Here is a 26,317-nt window from a genome sequence, read left to right on the forward strand (position 1 = left end):
TTTAAATCCACGTAAACCATTTGTTGCTTTCATTAGCAATTATATTCTATTCTATTTTTTTCTCAAAAACAAATCCATTTTACTCGCTTTTGATTCAGACTTCAACTATTAACATCACATAGAGGTTTTTAAAACTATTGCAACATTCTCAATATATCACAATTTCATAATTTTTATAATAAAGTCCTCCAGATTTTCACCTGGAGGAACTACTATTTTTATCTAAATTACGTTTTCATAACCAAATTTGGTTTCTTATTTAGATTGTTACATTAAGAATTCTTAAGCTGCTCAATCTCTCTCGGCGATAATTGTTCTCTCCATATGGTCGCTCCCAGTCCTGAAAGCTTGTCCACTATAAAGCTGTATCCCCGATCGATATGCTCGACACCGGTTATTTCGGTAACTCCCTCTGCTAATAGACCAGCAATAATTAAAGCAGCTCCGGCGCGCAAATCACTTGCCTTCACTTTTGCTCCATTAAGCTGAACAGGTCCATTAATAATTGCAGAACGGCCTTCTACCTTAATATCGGCGTTCATCCTGCTTAATTCATCTATATGTTTAAATCGAGATCCATATATGGTATCCGTAACAACGGAAGATCCAGTAGCCTTCGTCAATAATGCTGTTAAGGGCTGCTGTAAATCCGTAGGGAAACCAGGATATACAAGGGTTTTTATATCTACTGCTTTTAATTTTTCAGCCTTCGGTATATAAATCTGGTCGTCCCGCTCTTCAATATCAATTCCCATTTCTCTTAGCTTTGCAATCAGGGATTCAAGATGCTGCGGTATTACATTATCAATCAATATACCTTCTCCAACTGCTGCGGCAACAATCATATAGGTTCCTGCCTCGATACGGTCAGGAATAATGGTATGTCTGCAACCATGAAGTTTTTCGACACCCTCGATACGAATGACATCCGTACCTGCACCTTTGATACGGGCTCCCATATTCGTTAACAATGTTGCAACATCGATAATTTCCGGCTCTTTCGCAGCATTTTCAATAATGGTTTTGCCTTTAGCTAATACAGCTGCGAGCATGATATTAATCGTTGCTCCTACGCTGACAACATCCAGGTAGATTCGGGCTCCACGTAATTCTTCAGCACGCAAATAGATTGCCCCCTGCTCATTTGTTACCTGAGCACCGAGAGCTTCAAATCCTTTGATATGCTGATCAATTGGGCGAGGTCCCAAATAGCATCCCCCCGGCAAGCCAATAACTGCTTTCTTAAATTTACCGAGCATCGCTCCCATTAAATAATAGGAGGCACGTAATTGTTTGACCCTTCCGTTTGGAAGAGGCATTGATATCATCTTACTCGGATCAACAGTCATTTCAGTTGAGTCAAGTGTTACCTGACCGCCGATTTCTTCAAGTAATCCTTTAAGCATTTCTACGTCAGAGATATTTGGAAGCCCCTCAATTGTTACAGATGAGTCAGCAAGAATAGTTGCTGGTATTAAAGCAACTGCACTATTCTTTGCACCACTTATGCGAACTTCCCCTTTTAGCGGATACCCACCCGCTATTTTAAGCTTTTCCATAATAACTCCCTTCTGCGCCCTTGATGTGATTTTATCCGTCCGGCGAGAATAAGGTAAATATTACCACAAAAATCACCTGAATTAAAGCTAGTCTGTCAAATTGTTTCACAAGCTCGGATCATTCATACATATTTTACCACGATTATTTTTCTGTTCTTGTTTCCCAATCCTTAAGGAATGCTTCAATTCCTTTGTCTGTTAGCGGATGCTTACAAATTTGAAGAATTACGTTATAAGGAACCGTTGCAATATGTGCGCCGCGAAGTGCTGCTTGCGTCACATGCTGTGGATGACGGATACTTGCTGCAATAATCTCTGAATCGATATCATGGATTGCAAAGATTTCTGCAATTTCAGCTATTAAATCAAGTCCATTTTGTCCAATATCATCTAATCTTCCGATAAAAGGAGAAACATATGTTGCACCTGCTCTAGCAGCTAATAAAGCCTGATTGGCATTAAAAATTAAAGTTACGTTTGTTTTGATTCCTGCTTCAGTCAATGCATGAACTGCTTTTAATCCGTCTGGAGTCATTGGTACTTTTACTGTGATGTTCGGAGCAATCTCAGCTAATTCTTTACCCTCACGAATCATACCTTCCGCATCCAGTGCAATAACCTCTGCACTTACAGAACCAGGTACCAACGCTGTTATTTCACGCAGACGATCATGGAAAGAAACATCTTTTTCCTTCGCAACTAATGATGGGTTCGTTGTTACACCTGCCAAAATACCAAGTGCATGGGCCTCTTTAATTTCATTTAAGTTTGCTGTATCTATAAAAAACTTCATTTAAATTCCTCCTTGAATGAATTTCTATGTCTTTTATATTGTGTCATTGTTCTCCATTTTGAGCAAATAATTTCACCTTTAAAAACGTATGATTTAACCAAAATTATGTATAGTAAAAAAGAGGATCCCATGATGAGTGGCATCCTCTCGTAAAGATATCTTTTATGCTTTGTTATTAGAACCGAATTCACGAATTTTACCGATAACCGTTTCTTTAATTGCTTCACGAGCTGGTCCAAGGTATTTACGTGGATCGTATACTTCTTTGTCCGCAGCCAATACTTCACGTACCGCTTTAGCAGAAGTGATTTGGTTTTCAGTATTTACATTAATTTTAGCTGTTCCAAGAGAAATAGCTTTTTGGATATCGTGTAAAGGAATACCGGATCCACCGTGAAGTACTAATGGCATACCAGTTTCTTTTCCAATTTCTTCCATCTCTTTGAAACCTAATTTCGGTTCACCTTTGTAAGGTCCGTGAACAGAGCCTAACGCTGGAGCAAGACAGTCGATATTTGTACGTTTTACAAGATCTTTACACTCTTCAACGTCAGCATAGATAACGCCATCAGCTACTACGTCATCTTCTTGTCCGCCAACTGTTCCAAGTTCTGCTTCAACAGAAACACCATTTGCATGAGCATATTCAACCACTTTAGAAGTAATTTCAATATTCTCTTCGTATGGGTGATGAGAAGCATCAATCATAACGGAAGTGAATCCTGCATCAACAGCTTCTTTACATTTTTCAAAGCTGGAACCGTGGTCTAAGTGAATAGCAACTGGAACTGTTGTCTTGTATTCTTCCATTAAGGCTTTTGTCATTGCTACACACACTTTAAAACCGCCCATGTAACGAGCTGCCCCTTCAGAAACCCCTAAGATTACTGGAGATTTTTCTTCCTCAGCAGCTTGAAGAATAGCTTGGGTATACTCTAGATTATTGATATTAAATTGTCCAACTGCATATCCTTCTTCTTTTGCTTTGTTCAGCATTTCAGTCATTGATACTAAAGGCATTTTTCTTCCTCCTTGTTAATAATAAGCTCGAGCCAAACGGCTTCCCTTATCATTTTCCCTAATGGATCGATATGTATTCCCCCTTCTGCAAAAAGCGTCAGAGGGAAGTTATCTCTAGCATATCAACTTGTCCTCAAACTATCAACAAGTGTGCAAAATGTACATTTAACTGTCAATTTTAGCAACCGGTAAATGATCCTTTACCGCTTTCCTAATATCATCAATATCAAATGGTTTTGCAAAATGAGTCAAGGCTCCCAGGTTCATCGCTTCCTGAATCATATCTAATTCTCCATACGCTGTCATAATTAATACACGAATGCCCTGATCTTCTTCTTTCATTCTTTTTAAAATCTCAATTCCGTCCATACCGGGAATTTTCATATCCAGCAACACTAAATCTGGTGATTCACTTTTCTGGAGCGCCAATGCCTGCTCTCCATTTGCCGCCAGAAATGTTTGATATCCTTCCTGCTGCAGTACTTCATTCAGCAAAATACGGATGCCAAATTGATCATCAACAATTAAAATTTTTTCATTCATTTTACACAGCTCCTTCTTTCCGTTAGCCTGTATAAATAAGACACTTAAATCTATAAGTTCTACTAATAGGTAAATAATACCTTTATTCAAACGAAATTGTCTTTCGACAATTTACGTTCAAGCATTTATACTTTGACAGGAACTTATCATTTTAATGCTGTAAAAACAGTAAAAATGAAAGCATCTATTACTATTAAAATCAGGAGTTGACCCAAATGCTGAAAATATATTTAACTCAATTAACTGGTATTTATAAAAAAATTGAACAAGATGAACAGGAAAATATGGAGGACGCAGCGAGATTATTAGCTCAGGCTTTAGTCAGCCATGGTATTGTTTATCTTCATGGTTTTAAAGAAATGGATGGGATTATCAGCCAGGCAATCGATGGACCTGAACCGATCAAAGGCGTGAAGCGATTGTATAACGGCCAATATATGGCTCAAATCGAGCAACGAGACCGCGCCATCATTTTTGCACGAACTGCAACCGAACCGGAAGCAGTTGCTTTAGCTGAATCCTTAAACGGACAGCGTATCCCTTTTGTTGCCGTTTCCCTGGCTCCTGCTGCAGATGATATCAATACGCCGAACCTTGCCAATCTGGCAGATATCCATATTGATTTAAAAGCAACACGAGGTCTTATTCCAAATGAGGATGGAACAAGAAGCGGGATTCCCACCCTTGCAGCCGCCCTCTTCGTTTATCAGGGAATCACTCTGTCAATCGATGAAATCATTAAGGAATATGAAGAAGAATAATTATCCTGCTTGGCCAAAAAATAACTTTACATTACGTAAGCGCATACCAGCAAGTTTCTTGTCTGTTTTTGTTTGATAAAAGTTTTCTGATAATGATTTCGTTTACTATATAAAGTTGTAAGTTTGGACGATTGAGGTTAGTTGAAATTTTATAATTTCAACTAATTGAATAGCCTTTTCAGATGAGCGTTTTCCAATTTATTGAACCTTTATAGGACGAATTGTATATTTAATCGCCCTTATGAGTACAAATATCACTTTTGAGTAAAAAATCACTCGAAAATAAAAAAGGTGTACAGAGCTATCAGTAGTAACTGATTTTCTGTACACCTTTATTTTTATTATTTTTCGCCTAGTGATGCATGAATGAATTCACGGAACAATGGCTGCGGACGCTGTGGTCTTGATTTGAATTCTGGATGGAATTGAGAAGCAATGAACCAAGGATGATCCTTCAATTCAATAATTTCTACCAGACGTCCATCCGGGCTGGTACCTGAGAAGATAAAGCCTTGTTTCTCCATATCTTCGCGGTAATGGTTGTTGAACTCATAACGATGGCGGTGGCGCTCATATACCACTTCATCTTGATAAGCTTCAAATGTTTTCGTTCCAGGAACAATTTTACATGGATATAAACCAAGTCTAAGAGTCCCGCCAAGGTCCTCGATATCAATTTGTTCAGGAAGTAAGTCAATGATTGGGTTTGTCGTTTCCGGATTAAGCTCAGAAGAATGAGCATCTTTTAACCCAAGAACGTTACGTGCAAATTCAATGGATGCTAACTGCATACCAAGACAGATTCCAAAGAACGGCTTTTTGTTAGTGCGGGCATATTCGGTTGCCAGGATTTTTCCTTCAACACCACGGTCTCCAAATCCGCCCGGCACCAAAATACCATCCACATCATCAAGCATTTCATTTACATTCTCTTTATTTACATGCTCTGCGTTAATCCATTTAATCTTCACATCTGCATCAAATGCATAGCCGGCATGTTTTAATGCTTCTACTACAGAAATATAGGCATCTTGAAGCTCTACATATTTTCCAACAAGACCGATTTTCACTTCTTTGGTCAGATTCGTTACTTTATGTAGCAACTCTTTCCATTCTGTCATATCTGCATCGTTTGTTTGCAATTTCAAATGGTTACAAACAATTTCGTCCATTCCTTGTGCCTGAAGATCCAATGGAATGGAATATAAAGTTTCTGCATCACGGCACTCGATGACAGAATTTTTATCAATGTCACAGAACAGAGCAAGTTTGTCTTTCATATCCTGAGAGATTGGTAATTCTGTACGCACGACGATAATATTTGGCTGAATACCTAAGCTGCGCAATTCTTTAACACTGTGCTGTGTAGGCTTTGTTTTCATTTCACCAGCAGCTTTAAGGTAAGGAATCAATGTACAGTGAATGTATAGAACGTTATCGCTGCCAATATCACTCTTAATTTGACGAATCGCTTCCAGGAATGGCAAGGATTCAATATCCCCTACTGTTCCGCCAATTTCGGTAATAACGACATCCGCATTTGTATCATGGCCAGCTTTCAAAATCCGCTCTTTAATCTCATTCGTAATATGCGGGATTACTTGCACCGTTCCGCCTAAATAGTCTCCGCGGCGCTCTTTCTTTAACACGTGAGAGTAAACTTTACCTGTTGTTACATTGGAAAGCTTAGATAAATTGATATCAATAAAACGCTCATAATGGCCTAAGTCTAAATCTGTTTCTGCACCATCATCTGTTACGAAAACTTCACCATGTTGATAAGGACTCATCGTTCCCGGGTCCACATTGATGTATGGGTCAAATTTTTGGATTGTCACTTTCAAGCCTCTGTTTTTCAATAAGCGGCCAAGTGAAGCAGCTGTAATCCCTTTTCCTAAAGAAGATACAACTCCGCCTGTAACAAAAATATATTTTGTCATCTATAAAAACCTCCTAAAAGATCGTATTGATTTCATTTGGTAAGCACAAATCTATTAATAGTGATTAGTTTTTGTTTTTTCATCGGGCCTATCCCCTAAAAAAAATAAAAAAGCCCCCTTGCAAGCAAGGGAGCTTAAAATCGCTTAATAGTGTTTCCTTTATTTTAAAGGAGCCCAATGAATATTCTACAAAGATTGACACTTTAAGTCAAGGTTAAAGGATTTAGCGATTGTCGTCCTCTTCTTCTTCGTCAATCACAAGATCTTCTTCCTCTTCTTCTTCGTCGTCAAGATCATAATCATCCTCAACGATAACTTCGTCCTCGATTAGATCCTCGTCATCATCATCATCATCATCATCGATGTCATCGATATCGTCGAAATCATCAATTAAAGAATCATCCTCATCATCGTCGTCATCGAAGTCATCAAGATCATCAAAATCAAGAACTTCATCCTCATCATCAAAGTCATCAACGAGTGCTTTTTTACCTTTTTTCTTCTTCTTCACTTTAGAAGCTGGAACTGTTTCTTCTTCAACTTGTTCAACAGGGTACCATCCTTTTAGTCCCCAGCGATTGTCTCCAATGCTGATAAAACGGCCGTCTACATTTAGATCTGTATAGAATTGGCCCATTTTTGCACTAACTTCTTCATCTGTCAAACCAAGTAATTTTTGGATTTTATCCATCATTACCTTAAAATCTATTGCTTCTTTCTTTTCTATAAGTAACACGTTCGCAATTTCAATGTAAGCCATTTCACTTACTTCTTCCTTAGACAGGTTGGCTAGTTTCATTGTTCGCACTTCCTTTCTATCAAATCAACATGAATGCCCAATTATGCATATCCCATTATAACCAAACGATTCATCTTTTTGCCACTTTATTTTATCCGTTCTATCCTTTTTCCTCTTGCGGCTTTATAAGAATATAAATAAAAAGCCATCACAAGGACTTAAAGGGGCACTGATCGGTCTTTGTTCAACCCGTTTCCAGTATCCTCTCGTTTCTCCATTATAACCTGCTTTTATGTATCTTATAATAAAAAGCTTCTACTTTTTTATCCTACCATACAACCAGCTATTAATGTTCAATCCCATACACAAATATTGAGCAAATGATCAATCCTTTGAATGTCATCCTAAAAAATCAGAGTACAGACATTAATTAGTCTGTACTCTGGTAGCACAGAAACTTACATATTTCTGCGATATTGCCCTCCAACTTCATATAATGCATGGGTGATTTGGCCAAGACTGGCTGTTTTAACAGTTTCCATCAGCTGTTCAAATATGTTCTCTCCATTAATGGCAGCCTCTTTGAGTTGAGTTAGAGCATTTTCTGCAGCCATTCCATGAATCTCCTTAAATTTATCTAGATTAGCAATTTGTAAATCCTTTTCATCCTTTGTGGCACGGGCCAATTCCATATTGTTTACTTCATCTTCACTCGGCGGATTAGGATTTAAATAGGTGTTCACACCAATAATCGGAAGCTCACCCGAATGCTTTTTCATTTCATAAACAAGAGATTCATCCTGAATTTTGCCACGTTGATACTGCATTTCCATTGCTCCAAGGACTCCACCTCTGTCGTTGATTCGTTCAAATTCGCGGAGAACCGCTTCTTCTACTAAATCCGTTAATTCCTCAACAATGAAGGAACCCTGAAGAGAATTTTCATTCTTCATCCAGCCAAATTCTTTCGTAACAATCATCTGAATGGCCATGGCCCTTCGTACGGATTCCTCCGTTGGTGTAGTGATTGCTTCGTCATAGGCATTGGTATGCAGGGAGTTACAATTATCCTGCAAAGCAAGCAAAGCCTGCAGAGTCGTACGGATATCATTAAAATCAATTTCCTGAGCATGCAGGGAACGTCCCGAGGTTTGGATATGATATTTCAGCTTTTGGCTTCGTTCATTCGCACCGTATTTATCTCTCATAACAATTGCCCATATTCGCCTTGCCACACGTCCGAGAACAGTATATTCTGGGTCCAGTCCATTTGAGAAAAAGAACGAGAGATTCGGTGCAAACGAATCAATGTCCATACCTCGGCTTAAATAATATTCTACATACGTAAAGCCATTCGACAGTGTAAATGCTAATTGTGAAATGGGATTTGCTCCTGCCTCAGCGATGTGATAACCGGATATGGAGACAGAATAATAATTTCTCACCCGATTTTTTACGAAGTACTCCTGGATATCGCCCATCAGTTTTAATGCGAACTCAGTAGAAAAGATACATGTATTCTGTCCCTGATCTTCCTTTAAAATATCTGCCTGAACGGTTCCTCTGACAATCTCCAGGGTCTCTTTTTTTACAGTTTCCTTTTCCTCAGAAGTAAGAGTTCTTTTAAGCTCTGCTTGCTTTTTCTCTATTTGTTGATCAATGGCGGTATTCATAAACATAGCAAGAATGATGGGAGCAGGGCCATTGATTGTCATAGAAACGGAAGTACTTGGTGAACATAAATCAAACCCATCATAGAGTTTTTTCATATCCTCAAGGGTACAGACACTTACACCGCTTTCCCCAACCTTCCCATAAATATCTGGGCGTATATGCGGATCCTCGCCATATAGTGTGACCGAATCAAAAGCCGTGCTCAGCCGTTTGGCCGTATCATCCTTTGATAAATAATGAAAACGGCGGTTCGTTCTCTCCGGTGATCCTTCTCCGGCAAATTGCCGCTTCGGATCCTCTTCCTGTCTTTTAAACGGAAACACACCTGCAGTGAACGGAAATTTCCCGGGAACATTCTCTTTCTGTACCCAGCGCAGGATTTCTCCATAATCCTGAAACTTAGGTAAAGCTACTTTCGGTATGGTCAGACCACTTAATGTACTAGTCCTCAATTCTGTCTTAATTTCCTTATTTCGTACTTTCGTAATCAGTTCTGTTTTTGAATATAATTCCTTCTGATTATTCCAGCCATCAAGAATGGCTTTTGACTCATTGGTTAGATTTTGCCTGTATCCCTTTTGAAGCTCGCTCAGCGGCTCTGTTCCATCCGCTGAATATCCCTCTTCCTCTAACGCCTGTATGGTACCTTCTATTTGAAATAATCGCCTGGCAATCTGTTGTTGCTCAAGTGAGGCGGTATGATATTGCTTTACTGTTTCAGCGATTTCCCGCAAGTAATATTGACGGTCGGGAGGGATGATGACATTTTGCTTTTCTGAACGCACAGATGTATTAAAACGGCTTTTGTATTCCTGACCTGTTTTCTTCTCAATGACTTCAAGCAACGCAGCAAAAAGTGCGTTTGTACCCACATCATTAAACTGGCTCGCAATCGTTCCGTACACCGGCATTTCAGCCAGATCCTTATCAAATAGATTGCGGCTGCGCTGGTATTGTTTTTGAACCTGGCGCAATGCATCCTCTGATCCTTTTCTTTCAAATTTATTAATAACAATTAAATCAGCAAAATCAATCATATCTATTTTCTCAAGCTGTGAAGGGGCTCCAAACTCACTTGTCATGACATACATGGATATATCACATACTTCCGTTATTGCCGCATCTCCCTGGCCAATTCCGCTTGTTTCAATAATTACAGCATCAAATCCGGCTGCTTTTACGACAGCTATTGCATCTTTTATCGAATTGGAAAGCTCAGAGTGTGAGTTCCGCGTCGCCAAGCTCCTCATATACACACGCGGATGAAAAATGGCATTCATTCGTATTCTGTCTCCAAGCAACGCTCCGCCTGTTTTCTGCTTCGTTGGGTCAATCGAAAGAATTGCTATGTTTTGTTCAGGGATTTCATTAATGAATCGCCTTATTAATTCATCTGTAAGCGAGCTCTTTCCCGCTCCCCCAGTACCGGTTATCCCAATTACCGGAATATGATTAACCTGTTTATCATCTATTTTTTGCAGTTCATCTGACAAAGCAACGGCTTCCTGCCCAGCCAGCAAGCGATTTTCCACCATCGTAATCGCGCGTGCTACAGTTAATGGGGCCGATACGGATAGATTCCCCTCATTCAACTCTTCAAGCGGGGGCAGTGGATAATCACATTCACGTATTAGCAATTCCATCATGCCCTCAAGGCCCATATCTCTTCCATCATCCGGTGAAAAAATCTTTGCAATCCCATATTCATGCAGCTCTTTAATCTCCCTTGGTATGATGACTCCTCCGCCGCCCCCATAAATACGAATATGGCCGGCTCCTCTTTCCTTGAGCAAATCGTACATATACTTAAAAAATTCTACGTGACCACCCTGATAGGAAGAAACAGCAATCCCCTGAACATCCTCCTGAATAGCTGCATTAACAATTTCCTCAACAGAACGATTATGACCGAGGTGAATCACCTCCGCTCCTTTTGCCTGAAGAATTCTTCTCATAATATTGACACTGACATCGTGCCCATCAAATAAACTCGAAGCCGTCACAAAACGAATAGGGTGTTTCGGTTTATATCCTTTATTCATCTTTTTTCATTCCCCTTTGCTTATCTGTTTTCCCCATTGGCTAAACCGCTTAAAAGAAGATGCGATTGCATTTCAATATATTGATCGATTGTATAGCTTTTTCTAAGTCCCCATCTCCTGAATGCCCACATTTGTCCATGAACAATAATGTTATGTGCAAGCAGGTGAATTTGTATCGGGCTTAAATCAATTTCCTCATGCTGTACACATGTCTGAATAAGTTCCTCAAACATTTTCGTCATTTCATTTTCTTTATTTAATACATATGGCAATGCTGCCCTGCTCAATGATTTTGCTTCCTGGTACATCACCAATACTTCATCCTGCATTTCATCACAAATTTTAAAATAATAGGCGATACCTAAGCGCAGCCCGGCAAATGTTCCCTCGCTTTCTTCAAGCGCCTTTTGAAGCCGGTCCTTCACCTCATCGTAAATATTGTCACAAACCAGATATAAAATATCATCCTTTGATCTGATATATTCATAGAGCGTTCCAATACTGAATCCTGCTGCCTTTGCTATTTCCCTTGTTGTTGTTCGGTGGTAGCCCTTCTCTATGAATAAAGAGACCGCCCCTTTAATCATCTCGTCCCGGCGTTTTTTCACAAGCCTCTCATCCTTTACCGAGGCATGGACTACGATTCTCTTCACCCTTTCACCCACCTACCTACAAGTATTTCTTTTAAAAATCAATTCTCCCCGGATAAAGATAGCCGGGAAGAACCCTATAAAAATTTGAAATTAGTTTTTGGTGAGCATTCTTGAGATAACAAGTCTTTGGATTTCCTGTGTTCCTTCATAAATCTGTGTTATTTTCGCATCGCGCATATAGCGCTCAACCGGATAATCCTTTGTATATCCATACCCGCCAAATACCTGTACCGCTTCTGTTGTGACCTTCATTGCTGTATCGCCGGCAAATAATTTGGACATAGCCGACTCTTTTCCATATGGAAGTCCCTCGGATTCCAGCCAAGCAGCCTGATAGGTTAAAAGTCTTGAAGCCTCTATACTGGTTGCCATATCTGCAAGCTTAAAGCCAACTCCCTGCTGGGCAGAAATTGGTTTGCCGAACTGAACTCGCTCCCTCGCATAATCCACTGCAGCGTCGAGCGCTCCCTGAGCGATTCCAACAGCCTGCGCAGCAATGCCATTTCTTCCTCCATCAAGGGTCATCATGGCGATTTTAAATCCTTCTCCCTCTGTACCTAATAGATTCTCCTTCGGTACTTTACACTCTTCAAAAATAATCTCTGTTGTTGGAGATGAACGAATCCCGAGTTTCTTTTCCTTTTTTCCAACACTAAAGCCAGGGAAATCTTTCTCCACAATGAATGCGCTTGTACCTTTATGTTTAGAGGACGGATCTGTCAATGCAAAGACCACATATGTATCCGCCACGCCCCCATTTGTAATGAATATTTTAGAGCCATTTAAAACATAATGATCTTCTTCCAGACGGGCAGTTGTTTTCATAGCTCCCGAATCCGAGCCCGATCCCGGCTCCGTCAGCCCATACGCTCCAATTTTCTCTCCCTGCGCCATAGGTCTTAAATATTTTTGCTTTTGTTCTTCATTGCCAAATTTATAAATTGGCCAGCCAGCCAATGATGTATGAGCAGATAGCGTAACACCTGTTGAAGCACAGACACGCGAAAGTTCTTCAATGGCAATGCAATAGGCTACATAATCACTGCCGATTCCACCATACTCCTCTGGCCAAGGAATACCTGTAAGCCCGAGCTCCGCCATTTTGTTAAAGATTTCCCTGTCAAAACGCTCTTCCTCATCCCGTTCGGCCGCAGTCGGTGCGACTTCATTCCGGGCAAAGTCCCTAACCATTTTGCGAATCATTTCATGTTCCTCTGATAATTTAAAATTCATTCCTATTTCCCCCTGTTCTATTAGCCCATCAAATGCTTACTGATTACTATTCGTTGGATTTCGCTTGTACCTTCGTATATTTCTGTCACCTTTGCATCCCTGAAATAACGTTCTACTGGGTATTCCTCGGTATAGCCATAGCCTCCAAAAACCTGGATTGCTTCGGTCGCCACTTCAACTGCCGTACGCGAGGCAAACAGCTTTGCCATGGATGCCTCCTTTGTACAAGGCTGATTCGAACTTTTTAAAGCAGCTGCCTGATAAACCAGTAATTTTGAAGCCTCAACCATTGTCCCCATATCGGCGAGCTTAAAGCCTATTCCCTGCTGAGCAGAGATTGGTTTCCCAAATTGGCTGCGATTCTTTGCATATTGGACAGCATGCTGAAAAGCCCCTTCCGCTATCCCAAGTGCCTGTGCTGCAATCCCAATCCGCCCTGTATTCAGGTTATTCAGCGCGATGGACATTCCCTGTCCTTCTTCCCCTAGCAGATTCTCGGCCGGTACTCTCATATCCTCAAAGATGAGCTGAACTGTTCTTGATCCATGCAAGCCCATTTTATTTTCATCCTTGCCGATGGTAAGTCCGGGCGTGTCTTTGTCTACAATAAAAGCGCTGATTCCCTTATTTCTCTTAGAAGGATCCGTAGAGGCAAAAACAATATAGACATCTGCCTCACCGCCATTCGTGATAAATATTTTTGAACCATTGACGATATACTCCCCATTTTTTCTTACAGCTCTTGATTTCAGGGAGCCTGCATCTGATCCGGCACTTGGTTCAGTTAGACAGAAAGCACCCAGATATTCGCCACTTGCAAGCTTCGGTATATACGCCTTTTTTTGTTCTTCATTACCAAAATTCAAAATCGGGTAGGTTCCAACAGATGTATGGACGGATAAAATCACGCCGACTGTCGGACTTATTTTCGATATTTCATGTATCGCTGTAATGTAGGAGATATAATCCATTCCGGCCCCGCCATATGACTCCGGTATCGGAATCCCCATCAGTCCAAGCTCCGCCATTTTGGATACAATCTCCCTCGGAAACAATCCAGCTTCCATCTTTGGTACAAATGGCTCGATTTCCTTGACGGCAAATTCACGAACCATTTTTCTCATCATTTGCTGCTCATCCGTAAACGTGAATTCCATTGCAGCCAGCCTCCTTTTTGACAAACTTAGTTGTATTGGTAAAATCCTCTGCAGGATTTCTTGCCGAGCCAACCGGCACTTACATATTTACGTAGCAGCGGACATGGCCGATATTTGTCATCTCCAAGACCTTCATGCAAGGTTTCCATAATGTACAAACATGTATCAAGCCCAATAAAATCAGCGAGCTGCAGCGGACCCATTGGATGATTCATCCCCAGCTTCATCACTTCATCAATGGCTTCCTTGGAAGCAACCCCTTCATATAGGGTGAATATGGCTTCGTTGATCATCGGCATGAGTATGCGGTTTGAAACAAAGCCAGGAAAATCATTTACTTCTACCGGAATCTTTCCGAGCTCTTTAGCGGTCTCTTCAATTTTTTTATATACTTCTTCAGAAGTTGCGAGACCGCGAATGATCTCCACAAGCTTCATGACAGGCACAGGATTCATAAAATGCATACCGATTACCTGCTCCGGACGTTTTGTTGCTGCTGCAATTTCCGTAATTGGTAAGGAAGAGGTATTCGTAGCGAGAATTGTGTGAACCGACGCAACCTCATCAAGCTCTTTAAATATTTTCTTTTTGATATCCATATTTTCTGTAGCTGCTTCAATTATGAGGTCGACATGACCTGCATTTTTCATTTCAGTTGAGGGTGTTAATCTTTCCAGGATCTCTACTTTTTCCTGTTCACTTAAACGCCCCTTCTCCACTTGCCTTAACAAATTATTTTCGATGGTAACCAGACCCTTTTTTACAAACTCTTCAGTTAAATCGTGCAGAAACACCTCGAACCCTGATACCGCACAAACCTGTGCAATTCCAGACCCCATTTGCCCTGCACCGATGACCATTATTTTTTTAATCTCCATCCCACTTCACCCCGTTTTTTTATTCTTTTGCCCTTGGCACTTCGATCATAATGGCATCTCCCTGTCCGCCGCCGCTGCAGATAGACGCGATCCCTATGCCGCCGCCACGTCTCTTCAGTTCATACATGAGGGTGAGAATGATTCGTGCCCCACTAGCTCCGATTGGATGGCCAAGGGCAACCGCTCCACCATTTACATTCACTTTTTCAGCATCAAGATTGGCAAGCTTGCCACTCGCAAGGGCAACCGCTGCAAATGCCTCATTCACTTCAAATAAATCAATATCATCCAGTGATTTTTCTGTTTTCTTAAGCAGCTCATTAATGACTAAGCCGGGAGTTTTTGGGAAATCCTTTGCTTCCACAGCAATTTCGGCATGGCCGATAATTCTTGCACCAATCTTGTATCCTTCATCAATTGCTTTATCCTCACTCATTAAAACAAGTGCTCCAGCCCCGTCATTAATCCCCGGTGCGTTTCCAGCCGTTATTGTTCCATCCCGGTCAAATGCCGGTTTCAAGGAACTCAGCTTCTCCACTGTCGTATCTTTTCGCGGCGCTTCATCGATTTCCACAACAACCGGCTCACCTTTACGCTGTTTGACCGATACTGGAACGATTTCTTCCTGCAGAAGGCCGGATTCAATTGCTCGAATTGCCTTTTGATGGCTCTGATAAGCCCAGTTATCCTGATCACTTCTTGATAATTCCAGGTCCTCAGATGTGCTGTTACCGTAAGACCCCATATGTACACCGGTAAAGCTGCATGTCAAACCATCATGGACCATCATATCGACCAGCGGCGTATCTCCCATACGAGCTCCCCACCTTGCTTTCGGAAGAATATATGGAGCATTGCTCATTGATTCCATCCCGCCGGCCACGATAACTTCTTCTTCACCAAGCCGAATGATCTGGTCTCCGAGCGTGACGCTTCGTAAACCCGATGCACATACTTTATTAATCGTCTCTGTCTTTACTGACCATGGAAGCCCTGCATGTCTTGAGGCCTGACGAGAAACGATTTGCCCTTGGCCACCCTGTAATACACATCCCATAATGACTTCATTCACATCTGCCGCATTTACACCTGCACGTTCTATAGCCTCTTTGATTGCTATTCCGCCTAACTCCGAAGCTGTTAAACTGCTTAATGCTCCTCCAAATTTTCCAAAAGGCGTCCTAGCTCCATCAATAATTACGGTTTTCCCCATCGTTATCCCTCCGCTTTCAAATTTCATACTTTGTTTAATTGACTGAACGCTCGCTCGTCGTTGGCAGAAAATATGTAAGCGCTTTAATTTGGTATATTTGTATTTTACTGTAAATAAGAAAGAAACGGAAATATTTACACAATATTTCGAAAACAAATAGTTGTGTAAATTTCCGTTTCTGTCTCATCTATTACTATATGAACCCCTTCATATATCGGTGAAAATTAAGATGCAAGCTCCCTATGTTCCCCAAATACCGCTTTTTCAAGCAGTTCTGCCACATCGTATGTTTTAACTTCTTCTTCAACTTCCTTCGCCTTTGTGCCGTCACTTAACATAGTTAAGCAATATGGACAGCCTGAGCTGATAACTGTCGGATTGACCTCAAGAGCTTGTTCCGTACGGGCAACATTGATACGGTGGCCTGTTTCCTCTTCCATCCACATCAAGCCCCCACCCGCTCCACAGCACATTCCATTTTCGCGATTTCTTTCTATTTCTACAAATGAGGCTCCCGGAATTGCTTTTAAAATATCCCTCGGTGCATCATAGACATCGTTGTACCTTCCCAAGTAACAAGAATCATGGAACGTAATTTTTTCATTAACGGCATAAGTTGGTTTTAATCTGCCTTCCTTCACTAGATCAGCCAGCACCTGTGTATGGTGATAAACCTCTGCCTGTAAGCCGAAGTCCGGATATTCATTTTTGAAGATATTGAAAGCATGCGGATCGATTGTAACAATCTTTTTGACCTCATTTTTTTCGAACTCTTCAATATTCTTTGTAGCCAGCTCCTGGAACAGGAATTCGTTCCCAAGACGTCGCGGTGTATCTCCGGAGTTTTTCTCCTTATTACCGAGAATCGCAAATTTAACGCCGGCTTCATTTAAAAGTTTCGCAAATGATAAAGCAATTTTTTGTGAACGGTTGTCATAGGATCCCATTGAGCCGACCCAGAATAAGTATTCAAACTCTTCACCAGACTTCTTCATTTCCTTCACAGTCGGTACAACTACATCCTCACGAGCTTCACGCCAATCTTCACGCTCTTTACGGTTTAATCCCCAAGGGTTTCCCTGACGTTCGATATTTTGCATCGCACGCTGAGCATCAGCAGGTACTTTACCTTCCGTTAATACAAGAAAGCGACGCATATCAATAATGGTTCCAACATGCTCATTCATAACCGGACACTGATCCTCACAGTTGCGGCATGTAGTACATGCCCAAAGCTCTTCCTCTGTAATAACCTCACCCACCAAAGCTGGATTGTACAATTCAGCTGCTGCCGCAGACTCCGCAGCACCCGCACCCTGTGCAGCCACCGCGATTTGATTGCCTTTCGTATTACTGAATACAAATCCCGGAACCCATGGCTCTTTCCTTGTAACTGCAGCTCCCGTAAACGTTAAATGGTCACGCATTTTAATTAGAACGTCCATTGGTGACAGCATTTTTCCTGTCCCGGTTGCCGGACACATATTGGTGCAACGGCCGCACTCCACGCATGCGTATAAATCGACGAGCTGCAGATCCGTAAAGTCCTGAATCTTACCTGCTCCATACGTTTCCTGTGTTTCATCCTCAAAATCAATTTTCTTTAATTTTGGCGGAGTTAATCTGTGCAAATAAACATTGGCTGGTCCGGCAATTAAATGTGCGTGCTTCGATTGCGGAATATATACCAAGAACGTCAAAATGAATAGTAAATGTATCCACCAGGCCACATAGAATACAGCTATGGCAGCTGTCTCATTCATCCAGCCAAGCGCCATCGCAATCGTAGAAGCAACAGGCTCTGACCAATGAAGCTCACCGCCATGCCATACAATAGCAGCCCCGTTCGCTACAAGCGTTGCTAGCATTAATCCTCCGATAAAGATCAGAACTAGACCGGCTTTAAATCCCCTCTTTAGCCGAACAAGCTTCTCAATATAACGGCGATAGAATGCCCAAACAACAGCCACCAGTACCAGGAGTACAACTATCTCCTGGAAAAAAGTAAAAATCGGATATATAGGTCCCAATGGCAAATGAGATCCCGGTTTAATCCCTTTCCAAATTAGATCAATCGCTCCAAATTGGACAAGGATAAACCCGTAAAAGAAGAGCACATGCATCGTTCCGCTTTTCTTATCCTTCAGTAATTTTTTCTGCCCAAATACAAATACCCAAATCTTTTCCAGCCTCTTCTTTACGTCATTATCAAACTCAGTTTTCTTGCCAAGTTTAATATAGGCAATCCTTGTTCTGATCAGATACGTGAACAGCCAAACTGCGTAAGCGGTTACAAGAACAGCTGCAACTAAGTTGATCCATAGAAGACCATTCATCTCCATCCCCGTCTTCCCCCTTTTGCTACCGAAAGCATGATTTAAAAGTTACCTACAACATAAAACGACACTAAACCCAATATAGTATAACTATATTTTATATAATGAATGAGCATTCAGTCAATCAATAACTTACATATTTTAGATTAATTATTAAAACATGGTAAATATAATCTAGTTTGTCGAATAGATCATTTGAGATTTATTTTTATATTTTTAGTCATACTAAGATGAGTAGATATTGGTTAGAGGAACTACTTTGAGGTATACATTGATTCAGTTTCAATCCATATCCAGGAAGTATTTTACAGTTTAATACCAATACCCTGCCGCATAGCTTAATAAACGGCTACTACTTAAAAACATGGAAAGGAGAGGCCTTTATTTATGGATATTCGATTTGGATATGTATCCACTGCTTTAAATCTTTGGAATTCAACCCCCTCCAAAACCATCACCTATACACGATGGAGCGGACTATCTCAAGAAGAGCAAATCGAACGATTACTCGCAATTACTAAACAAAATATCGAAACCACCAAACGAATTCTCCATTATAATATTGCACATGAAATACCGATCTATCGTTTCTCAAGCTCGATTGTACCGCTTGCAACTCACCCTGATGTTAAGTGGGATTTTATTACACCTTTCAAAAAAGATTGGGCTGAAATTGGCAAACTGGTACGGAAACACAAGCTTCGTGTCAGCTTCCACCCGAATGCCTTTACACTTTTTACCTCTCCTAATCATGATGTGACAGATAAAGCGGTTGAAGATATGGTTTACCATTATAAAATGCTGGAGGCTATGGGAATGCCAGACCAAGCACTCATTAATATCCATGTCGGCGGATCATATGGAAATAAACAAACGGCTATTCAACGGTTTTATGCCAATAGCCAAAAAATCCCTGAATCCATTAAGCAGCTCATGACACTCGAAAATGATGATAAGACTTATACAACTGAAGAGACTCTGCAGGTTTGTGAGCATGAGGATATCCCGCTTTTATTTGATTACCATCATCACGTGGCAAATCCTTCTATGACTCCATTGGAAAAATTGTTGCCCCGTATTCTTCTGACATGGGAATTGAGAGGCTGGAAGCCTAAAATCCATATATCTTCTCCCCGTTCGGAAAATGAAATTCGCGCACACGCAGCCAACGTCGACGTTGACTTTATCATGCCATTTATCCAAATGCTGAAACAAATAGGGATTCCTGAAATTGATTTCATAATCGAGGCAAAAAATAAGGATATTGCGATGATGAAGCTGATTGAGGATTTGGCTTCATTAAGAGGAATCAATCGAATAAGCGGCGGAAGCATCAGGATTAGATAATATTTGATAGCATTCTGTTACTAGCTTAAAAAAACAACCCACACCTCTCTTAAGGTGTGGGCATTTTATTAATATGAGATTACATTTTTTCTGGAGCAGATACACCAATTAGTTTTAATGCATTTGCCAGTGTAATTTTTGTTGCCTGAACAAGAGCAAGTCTAGCTTTACTTCTTTCAGGCTCTTCCTGATCTAATACTTTATCAGCATTATAGAAGCTATGGAATGTGGAAGCCAGATCAAAGATATAATTCGTGATTCTGTGCGGCATACGTTTTTGAGCCGCTTCTGCAACCGCTTGTGGGAATTCACCAAGTTTCTTCAGAAGGTCAATTTCTTTTTCAGAACCTAATCGGCTAAGCTCTGCGTCCCCTTCCAATATAATACCCACTTCAGCTCCCTGACGAAGGATACTGCAAATACGAGCATGTGCATATTGAGCGTAGTACACTGGATTATCATTGGATTCGGATACAGCAAGATCAAGGTCAAAGTCCATATGCGTGTCCGCACTTCTCATCGCAAAGAAATAACGCACGGCATCTAAACCAACTTCCTCCATCAAGTCTCTCATTGTGACAGCTTTTCCTGTACGCTTGGACATTTTCATTTTCTCACCATTTTTAAACAGGTGAACAAGCTGAATGATTTCTACCTCCAACGTGTCTTTTCCGTAACCCATCGCCTGAATCGCAGCTTGCATACGAGGAATATACCCATGATGGTCTGCTCCCCAAATGTTGATTAATTTTTCAAATCCGCGTTCCAGCTTATTTTTATGGTATGCGATGTCTGGTAGGAGATAAGTGTATGAACCATCATTCTTAATTAATACACGGTCTTTATCATCGCCAAAATCAGTAGATTTGAACCAGGTAGCTCCATCCATCTCATAGATATATCCTTTTTCTCTTAACAGCTCCAATGCAGGCATAATTTTGCCATCCTCATAAAGAGATGTTTCAGAGAACCATACATCAAATGGGACACGGAAGCTCTCAAGGTCTTTTTTCAATTTTTCCATTTCATATTTTAACCCGTACTCACGGAAAAATTTAAAGCGCTCTTCTTCATCGGCATTTACATATTTATCGCCAAATTCTTCAGCCATACGTTTACCGATATTGATAATGTCTTCTCCATGATAGCCATCTGCAGGCATTTCTTTCTCCATTCCAAGCGCCTGTAAATAGCGAGCTTCAACGGAATATGCCAGATTATTGATTTGGTTACCCGCATCATTAATATAGTATTCACGAGATACATCCCAGCCAGCTTTAGCCAGGATATTGGATAAAGAATCCCCAACTGCCGCACCGCGGGCATGACCCAAGTGAAGATCTCCTGTTGGATTCGCAGAAACAAACTCAACCTGAATTTTTTCTCCTCCGCCTACATTAGATTCACCATAAGCTTCCCCTGACTCCAAAATAGCGGGAATCAGATTTGTTAAGTATCCATTGTTTAAATAAAAATTGATAAATCCCGGTCCGGCAATTTCAATTTTTTCAATTGATGCCTTTGAAGTATCAAAATGATTAATGATTTCCTCTGCTATTGTCCGAGGTGCCTTCTTAGCAATACGGGCAAGCTGCATAGCCATATTAGTAGAATAATCTCCATGTGTTTTATCCTTTGGCAATTCAAGAATTACACTTGGAATCACTGCTTCTTCCGCTAATCCAGCCTTAATTACTGCCTGCTTAATCTCTTCTTTAATCTGATCCTGAATCTCTGTTACGATGTTCATCTTGTCTTTTCCTCCTTGACCGTCAATGTAAGTGAGTAGTTGCCCACATTCTCTTGTTGTAAAAATAGGTTGTAGGAAACATGGAAAATCTCTTCCTTCGTTTCCGGATGGACGGTATGCTCCAGCTTATTTGTACGTGTCGTTAAATCCAGTGTACCATGAATGCTTTCATAAGAGCCGCTGGTTTCTGTGCCAATTTTGTAAAGCTGTCTCATTTTAACCGCGCCGCTTCTAATAATTAGCATTTCATCCCCGTCATATTTAACAGTTGTATTGATTTTCCCATTGTTTTCAACGTGCTCAATATAGCGGATATATGTGGCATTTGGCATGTGATGCAACGTGCCAAATGTAATTAGCTCGATGTTCTCATCATCGTCAACATATTGGATATGCGTCTTTAGCCGTACCATGACCTCTATGGGTGCGTTGCTTTTTTCCTCGGTCATTTAATGAATTCCCCCTGGAATTGATTATTTTACTCAATCATACAAGTATAAGGTAAAGAAAAACTCTCTGGCAACTTGTCCGAATCTTTTTTTCTAAAAAAAATCCCCTTGCTCTACTATCATAGACAGGGGATTGCTAGTCTTATTCAATTACAGGCGTTTATTTACCCAACCTAAAAGAATTTCGCGAATAAATTTAGCTGCAGCAATTTGTGTTTGTTCAGAGGAATCATAAGCAGGAGCAACTTCTACAAGATCTGCTCCCACCACATTTACGCCAGAGTTTGATATAGCAGTTATAGCCTCAAGCATTTCTTTAGATGTAATACCGCCTGCTTCAGCAGTTCCCGTACCCGGTGCATGTGCTGGGTCAAGTACATCAATATCAATGGTGACATACACATTTCGGCCGGCAAGGGTGGGCAGTACTTTTTTTAATGGCTCCGCCACATCAAATTTATACATATGCATTCCGGAATCCTTGGCAAATTGAAACTCTTCCCTCATACCTGAACGAATGCCGAAAGAATAGACATTCTCTGCACCAATCAAATTACAAATCTTCCGAATCGGAGTTGAATGGGAAAGCGGCTCGCCTTCATATTCTTCTCTCAAATCTGCATGAGCATCAAAATGGATAATAGCCAAATCCTCATACTTCTTATGAATTGCTTTTATAATCGGCCATGTAACGAGATGCTCGCCGCCCATACCAAGCGGGAATTTCCCTTCTGCCAAAAGGGTTTCAATGTACGCCTCTATCATATCAATGCTTCTTTGCGGATTTCCAAAAGGGAGCGGAATATCGCCCGCATCAAAAAATTTAACAACCTCTAAATGTCGATCGATATAAGGGCTGTATTCTTCCAAACCAAGGGATACTTCTCGTATACGCGCTGGGCCAAACCTGGATCCAGGACGAAAGCTAACTGTCCAATCCATTGGCATTCCGTAGAGAACCGCCTCTGAATCTTTAAAATTGGGATGACTTCCTATAAAAACATTACCGGAATAGGCTTCATCAAATCTCATAATCTGCACTCCTTTAATCCTCATCTATATGTTCATTTCTGTTTATTTTAAAAGATCAGCTACAAATTTAGGCAGCACAAAGGCAGCCTTATGAAGCTCCTTTGTATAATACTTTGTTTCCATTTCAATGAATCTATCATCACAAATCTCTAAAGGATGGTGTTTTTTTGAACCAATTGTAAAGGTCCATAAACCGCTCGGATAGGTTGGGATATTAGCCGTATATAGGCCGGTAATCGGAAAAATCTCTTTTACATCTTTAAAGACCGATTGAATTAAATCCGCTTTAAACCAAGGGTTATCCGTTTGTGCAACAAAGATGCCCTCTTCCTTTAATGCCTGATAGATTCCTGCATAGAAGCCCTTCGTAAACAAATTTACGGCCGGTCCAACCGGCTCTGTAGAATCTACGATAATTACATCATATTTATTTTCGCTTTTGGCAATATGCATAAATCCGTCATCAACCAGTACTTCAACCCGATGGTCAGTCAGGCTTCCTGCAACTTCTGGTAAAAACTGTTTTGAGTACTCAATGACTCTGCCATCAATCTCTACCAAAGTAGCTTTTTTTACATTCTCATGCTTAAGCACTTCACGGATTACGCCACCATCCCCGCCTCCTACAACGAGGACATGCTCTGGACAAGGGTGCGTATGTAGGGGAACGTGGGCTACCATCTCATGATAGACAAATTCATCCTTCACAGATGTCATCACCATATCATCCAGCAGCAGCATCTTACCCCACTCTACTGTCTCTACAATATCCAGTTTTTGAAAGTCTGTTTGTTCCGTATGCAAGGTACGACTTATCTTCATGGTGATTCCAAAATGATTTGTTTGCTTCTCCGTGAACCAAATACCCATGATGAACCTCTTTTCTTGTTTCAGTTTCAGCGGCCCAATTATCATTCACTATCTATTAAACTTAGAAGAGTATAGTGCATTCTTATAAAAAAGTAAAGATTTTCCGATATTTCCAATATTATCGTTTCTATGTCTGTTTTACGTTTAAAAATGTTGGTTTATTTTCATACTACTAATATGAATAATTTCACAACAGATCAGGGGGAAGACATGTGTCTCCAAGCAGACTTAGAAGAAGGAAATTACTTGCCTATAAGAGATCCCTTATACTTTTCGGATCACTGATTGCTACATTTGGAGTGATTGGGTTTGTTACCGTCCTACTTATTGTAAAGCTTGCCGGACCTCCAGCCATATCCGTCCCGCAAACCACTCAATATTTAGCTGATGATTTAAGTACATTTACGGAAAGCCACGGGGCCGAGAGGCGGTATTGGGTACCTCTCAGTGAGATATCGCCTTATTTAATACAATCTACTCTGGCAGTTGAGGATCGAAATTTTTATCATCATAACGGGTTTGATACAAAGAGAATTATAGGAGCAATTGTATCTGACACGATTGCCATGGCCAAGGTGCAGGGAGCCAGTACAATCACTCAGCAGTATGCCAAGAACCTCTTCCTTGATTCAGAAAAAACCTGGTCACGAAAGGCTAAGGAAGCTCTCTACACTCTTCGGATTGAAGACCATTTCAGTAAGGATGAGATTCTCGAAGGTTATTTAAATACGATTTATTACGGGCATGGAATGTATGGTATACAGGCTGCGAGCCACTATTATTTTCATAAGGATGCCAAAGATCTATCCTTGGCTGAAGCAAGCCTGCTTGCTGGCATTCCAAAGGGACCAGGCATTTATTCACCACTTGTTTCGAAAAAGAACGCAAAGGAACGGCAGGCTATTGTCCTCAACTCTTTAAAGGAAACCAGTCAGCTGAGTGCAGAACAGGCAAAAGAAACATTGGCATTAGCCGACCGCTTGCCCATATACGGTTCCCTGATTACAGAGAAAAAACAGGAGGCACCCTATTTTCTGGATGCAGTCAATCATGAGTTACGTCAGGTCTTAAAGGGGAATGAGGAGCTGATCAGGCAAGGGGGATTAAAGGTGTATACAACCTTCAATTCCAAGCAGCAGGCCATTGCTGAAGAGGCTATTGCCAAGCATGTGCAGCCGGAAGGTGATTTTCAGGCTGCTTTAATTGCGATGAATCCCCATAACGGTATGGTTAAAGCATTGATTGGCGGAACCAATTATGAGCATAGCTCATTCAATCGTGCGACCCAGGCACTTAGACAGCCCGGTTCCACGATTAAGCCGCTGCTATATTACACAGCTTTAGAAAAAGGGTTCACACCATCGACGACCTTGCGAAGTGAAGTGACCACCTTTTCATTTGAAGGAGGAAAAGAAAAATATACACCCCATAATTTTAATAACCGATATGCCAATGAATCGATTACACTGGCTCAGGCCCTGGCTGTATCAGACAATATATTTGCCGTCAAAACACATCTGTTCCTTGGAGAGGATGAACTGGTTAAGGCTGTAAAGCGATTTGGATTAACCACTCCTATGACCAAGGTTCCCTCACTGGCGCTTGGAACGTCCGGAGTTAAGCCTTTGGAAATGACAAATGCCTATAACTTATTTGCCAACGGAGGAAAAAAGGTTAAACCTTACTTTATCACTAAGGTTACAGGGCGTGACGGAGAGGTTTTATATCAGAAAAAATTAGAACGGACAGCCGTACTGAAGCAAGCGGATGCCTATGTCATGACACAAATGCTGACAGGTGTGTTCGATAAAAAGCTAAATGGTTACGCATCTGTGACAGGCGCCTCAATCGCACCTAAGCTTTCAAGGCCCTATGCTGGAAAGTCAGGCTCAACTGAGTATGATAGCTGGATGATTGGCTATACTCCTCAGCTTACGACAGGTGTTTGGACCGGATATGATCGCTCTCAGAAAATCGAAACTAAACAAGATAAAATTGCAGCCAAAGAAATTTGGGCGAGCTTTATGGAGCAATCCCTAGAGGATGAGCCTGTTAAAGAGTTTAAACAGCCGAAAAATATTGTTGCGGTAGAAATTGACCCCGAAAGCGGCTTGCTTGCACACGGAGCCTGCCCGGTTAAACGCCTTACTTACTATAAAAAAGGAACCGAGCCGAAACAGTATTGCCATAATCATATAAACAAGGGAAACGATCTAAGCCCTTCTGATGAAAAGAATAAAGAAAAGTCACATGATCCGTGGTACAAGAGAGTATGGCCATTTGGAAAGCTTTAAACAATCCGACCCATGAGCATAAGAAAACAAAAAT

Annotated in this window: 20 protein-coding genes; 3 read left to right on the top strand and 17 right to left on the bottom strand. The window is 41.0% G+C overall.

All coding sequences use genetic code 11. The features are described 5' to 3' along the window. Positions 1-272: 272 nt before the first annotated feature. The 4 genes from murA to AC4G3O_RS13290 form a co-directional block, all read right to left on the bottom strand. Positions 273-1,559 (bottom strand): UDP-N-acetylglucosamine 1-carboxyvinyltransferase, encoded by a 1,287-nt coding sequence (murA, locus tag AC4G3O_RS13275; RefSeq protein ID WP_066109346.1) that lies wholly within the window; start codon positions 1,557-1,559, stop codon positions 273-275. Between the two features lie 142 nt (positions 1,560-1,701). Then, on the bottom strand, positions 1,702-2,352 hold the full coding sequence (fsa, locus tag AC4G3O_RS13280; protein ID WP_066109349.1) for a fructose-6-phosphate aldolase: 651 nt from the start codon (positions 2,350-2,352) through the stop codon (positions 1,702-1,704). Positions 2,353-2,514: 162 nt separating this feature from the next. Further along, entirely contained in the window at positions 2,515-3,372 is an 858-nt protein-coding gene (locus AC4G3O_RS13285; RefSeq protein ID WP_066109352.1) for a class II fructose-bisphosphate aldolase, read from the bottom strand. A gap of 165 nt (positions 3,373-3,537) precedes the next feature. Next, positions 3,538-3,915, bottom strand: a complete 378-nt coding sequence (locus AC4G3O_RS13290) for a response regulator (protein WP_066109355.1) — start codon at positions 3,913-3,915, stop codon at positions 3,538-3,540. A 215-nt stretch (positions 3,916-4,130) separates the two neighbouring features. Here AC4G3O_RS13290 and AC4G3O_RS13295 point away from each other — a divergent pair, with 215 nt between their 5' ends. Beyond that, complete coding sequence (locus tag AC4G3O_RS13295; protein ID WP_066109358.1) at positions 4,131-4,676, top strand: DUF2529 family protein; 546 nt, start codon at positions 4,131-4,133, stop codon at positions 4,674-4,676. A 341-nt stretch (positions 4,677-5,017) separates the two neighbouring features. Here AC4G3O_RS13295 and pyrG read toward each other — a convergent pair whose 3' ends face one another. The 9 genes from pyrG to AC4G3O_RS13340 all read right to left on the bottom strand — a co-directional run bounded on the left by pyrG (position 5,018) and on the right by AC4G3O_RS13340 (position 18,541). After that, positions 5,018-6,616, bottom strand: a complete 1,599-nt coding sequence (gene pyrG, locus AC4G3O_RS13300; RefSeq protein ID WP_066109361.1) for a CTP synthase — start codon at positions 6,614-6,616, stop codon at positions 5,018-5,020. A 223-nt stretch (positions 6,617-6,839) separates the two neighbouring features. Continuing rightward, entirely contained in the window at positions 6,840-7,415 is a 576-nt protein-coding gene (gene rpoE, locus AC4G3O_RS13305; protein WP_491136334.1) for a DNA-directed RNA polymerase subunit delta, read from the bottom strand. A gap of 398 nt (positions 7,416-7,813) precedes the next feature. Continuing rightward, positions 7,814-11,071, bottom strand: a complete 3,258-nt coding sequence (icmF, locus tag AC4G3O_RS13310; RefSeq protein ID WP_491136335.1) for a fused isobutyryl-CoA mutase/GTPase IcmF — start codon at positions 11,069-11,071, stop codon at positions 7,814-7,816. A gap of 20 nt (positions 11,072-11,091) precedes the next feature. After that, positions 11,092-11,724, bottom strand: a complete 633-nt coding sequence (locus AC4G3O_RS13315; protein ID WP_066109370.1) for a TetR/AcrR family transcriptional regulator — start codon at positions 11,722-11,724, stop codon at positions 11,092-11,094. A 90-nt stretch (positions 11,725-11,814) separates the two neighbouring features. Next, a complete protein-coding gene (locus tag AC4G3O_RS13320; RefSeq protein WP_139892074.1) occupies positions 11,815-12,957 on the bottom strand; it encodes an acyl-CoA dehydrogenase in 1,143 nt (380 codons plus the stop codon). 20 nt (positions 12,958-12,977) lie between these two features. Beyond that, the gene (locus AC4G3O_RS13325) at positions 12,978-14,114 is read right to left on the bottom strand and encodes an acyl-CoA dehydrogenase (RefSeq protein ID WP_066109375.1); all 1,137 of its coding nucleotides are present in this window, start codon (positions 14,112-14,114) and stop codon (positions 12,978-12,980) included. 26 nt (positions 14,115-14,140) lie between these two features. After that, positions 14,141-14,992: a 3-hydroxybutyryl-CoA dehydrogenase gene (locus AC4G3O_RS13330; RefSeq protein WP_491136336.1), complete on the bottom strand. Its 852-nt coding sequence runs from the start codon at positions 14,990-14,992 to the stop codon at positions 14,141-14,143. A gap of 19 nt (positions 14,993-15,011) precedes the next feature. Then, the gene (locus tag AC4G3O_RS13335) at positions 15,012-16,205 is read right to left on the bottom strand and encodes an acetyl-CoA C-acetyltransferase (RefSeq protein WP_491136337.1); all 1,194 of its coding nucleotides are present in this window, start codon (positions 16,203-16,205) and stop codon (positions 15,012-15,014) included. Positions 16,206-16,429: 224 nt separating this feature from the next. Beyond that, entirely contained in the window at positions 16,430-18,541 is a 2,112-nt protein-coding gene (locus AC4G3O_RS13340; RefSeq protein WP_066109762.1) for a (Fe-S)-binding protein, read from the bottom strand. 387 nt (positions 18,542-18,928) lie between these two features. Between AC4G3O_RS13340 and uvsE the strand changes: the two genes are divergently transcribed. Next, on the top strand, positions 18,929-19,888 hold the full coding sequence (uvsE, locus tag AC4G3O_RS13345; RefSeq protein WP_139892073.1) for a UV DNA damage repair endonuclease UvsE: 960 nt from the start codon (positions 18,929-18,931) through the stop codon (positions 19,886-19,888). 79 nt (positions 19,889-19,967) lie between these two features. Here the strand turns inward: uvsE and argS are convergent, their stop codons facing one another. The 4 genes from argS to speE all read right to left on the bottom strand — a co-directional run bounded on the left by argS (position 19,968) and on the right by speE (position 23,989). Then, positions 19,968-21,638 carry an arginine--tRNA ligase gene (argS, locus tag AC4G3O_RS13350; RefSeq protein WP_491136338.1) on the bottom strand — a complete coding sequence of 557 codons (1,671 nt, stop codon included), beginning with the start codon at positions 21,636-21,638 and terminating at the stop codon, positions 19,968-19,970. Next, positions 21,635-22,087, bottom strand: a complete 453-nt coding sequence (locus AC4G3O_RS13355) for a YwiB family protein (protein WP_491136339.1) — start codon at positions 22,085-22,087, stop codon at positions 21,635-21,637. Before AC4G3O_RS13355 ends, argS begins: the two co-directional genes overlap by 4 nt. 150 nt (positions 22,088-22,237) lie before the next feature. Continuing rightward, complete coding sequence (speB, locus tag AC4G3O_RS13360) at positions 22,238-23,119, bottom strand: agmatinase (RefSeq protein WP_140461900.1); 882 nt, start codon at positions 23,117-23,119, stop codon at positions 22,238-22,240. Between the two features lie 42 nt (positions 23,120-23,161). Further along, entirely contained in the window at positions 23,162-23,989 is an 828-nt protein-coding gene (gene speE, locus AC4G3O_RS13365; RefSeq protein ID WP_139892071.1) for a polyamine aminopropyltransferase, read from the bottom strand. Between the two features lie 212 nt (positions 23,990-24,201). Here speE and AC4G3O_RS13370 point away from each other — a divergent pair, with 212 nt between their 5' ends. Continuing rightward, positions 24,202-26,283 (top strand): transglycosylase domain-containing protein, encoded by a 2,082-nt coding sequence (locus tag AC4G3O_RS13370; protein ID WP_139892070.1) that lies wholly within the window; start codon positions 24,202-24,204, stop codon positions 26,281-26,283. Positions 26,284-26,317 lie beyond the last annotated feature (34 nt).

It is taken from the genome of Bacillus sp. z14 (2026) (genome assembly GCF_058313575.1).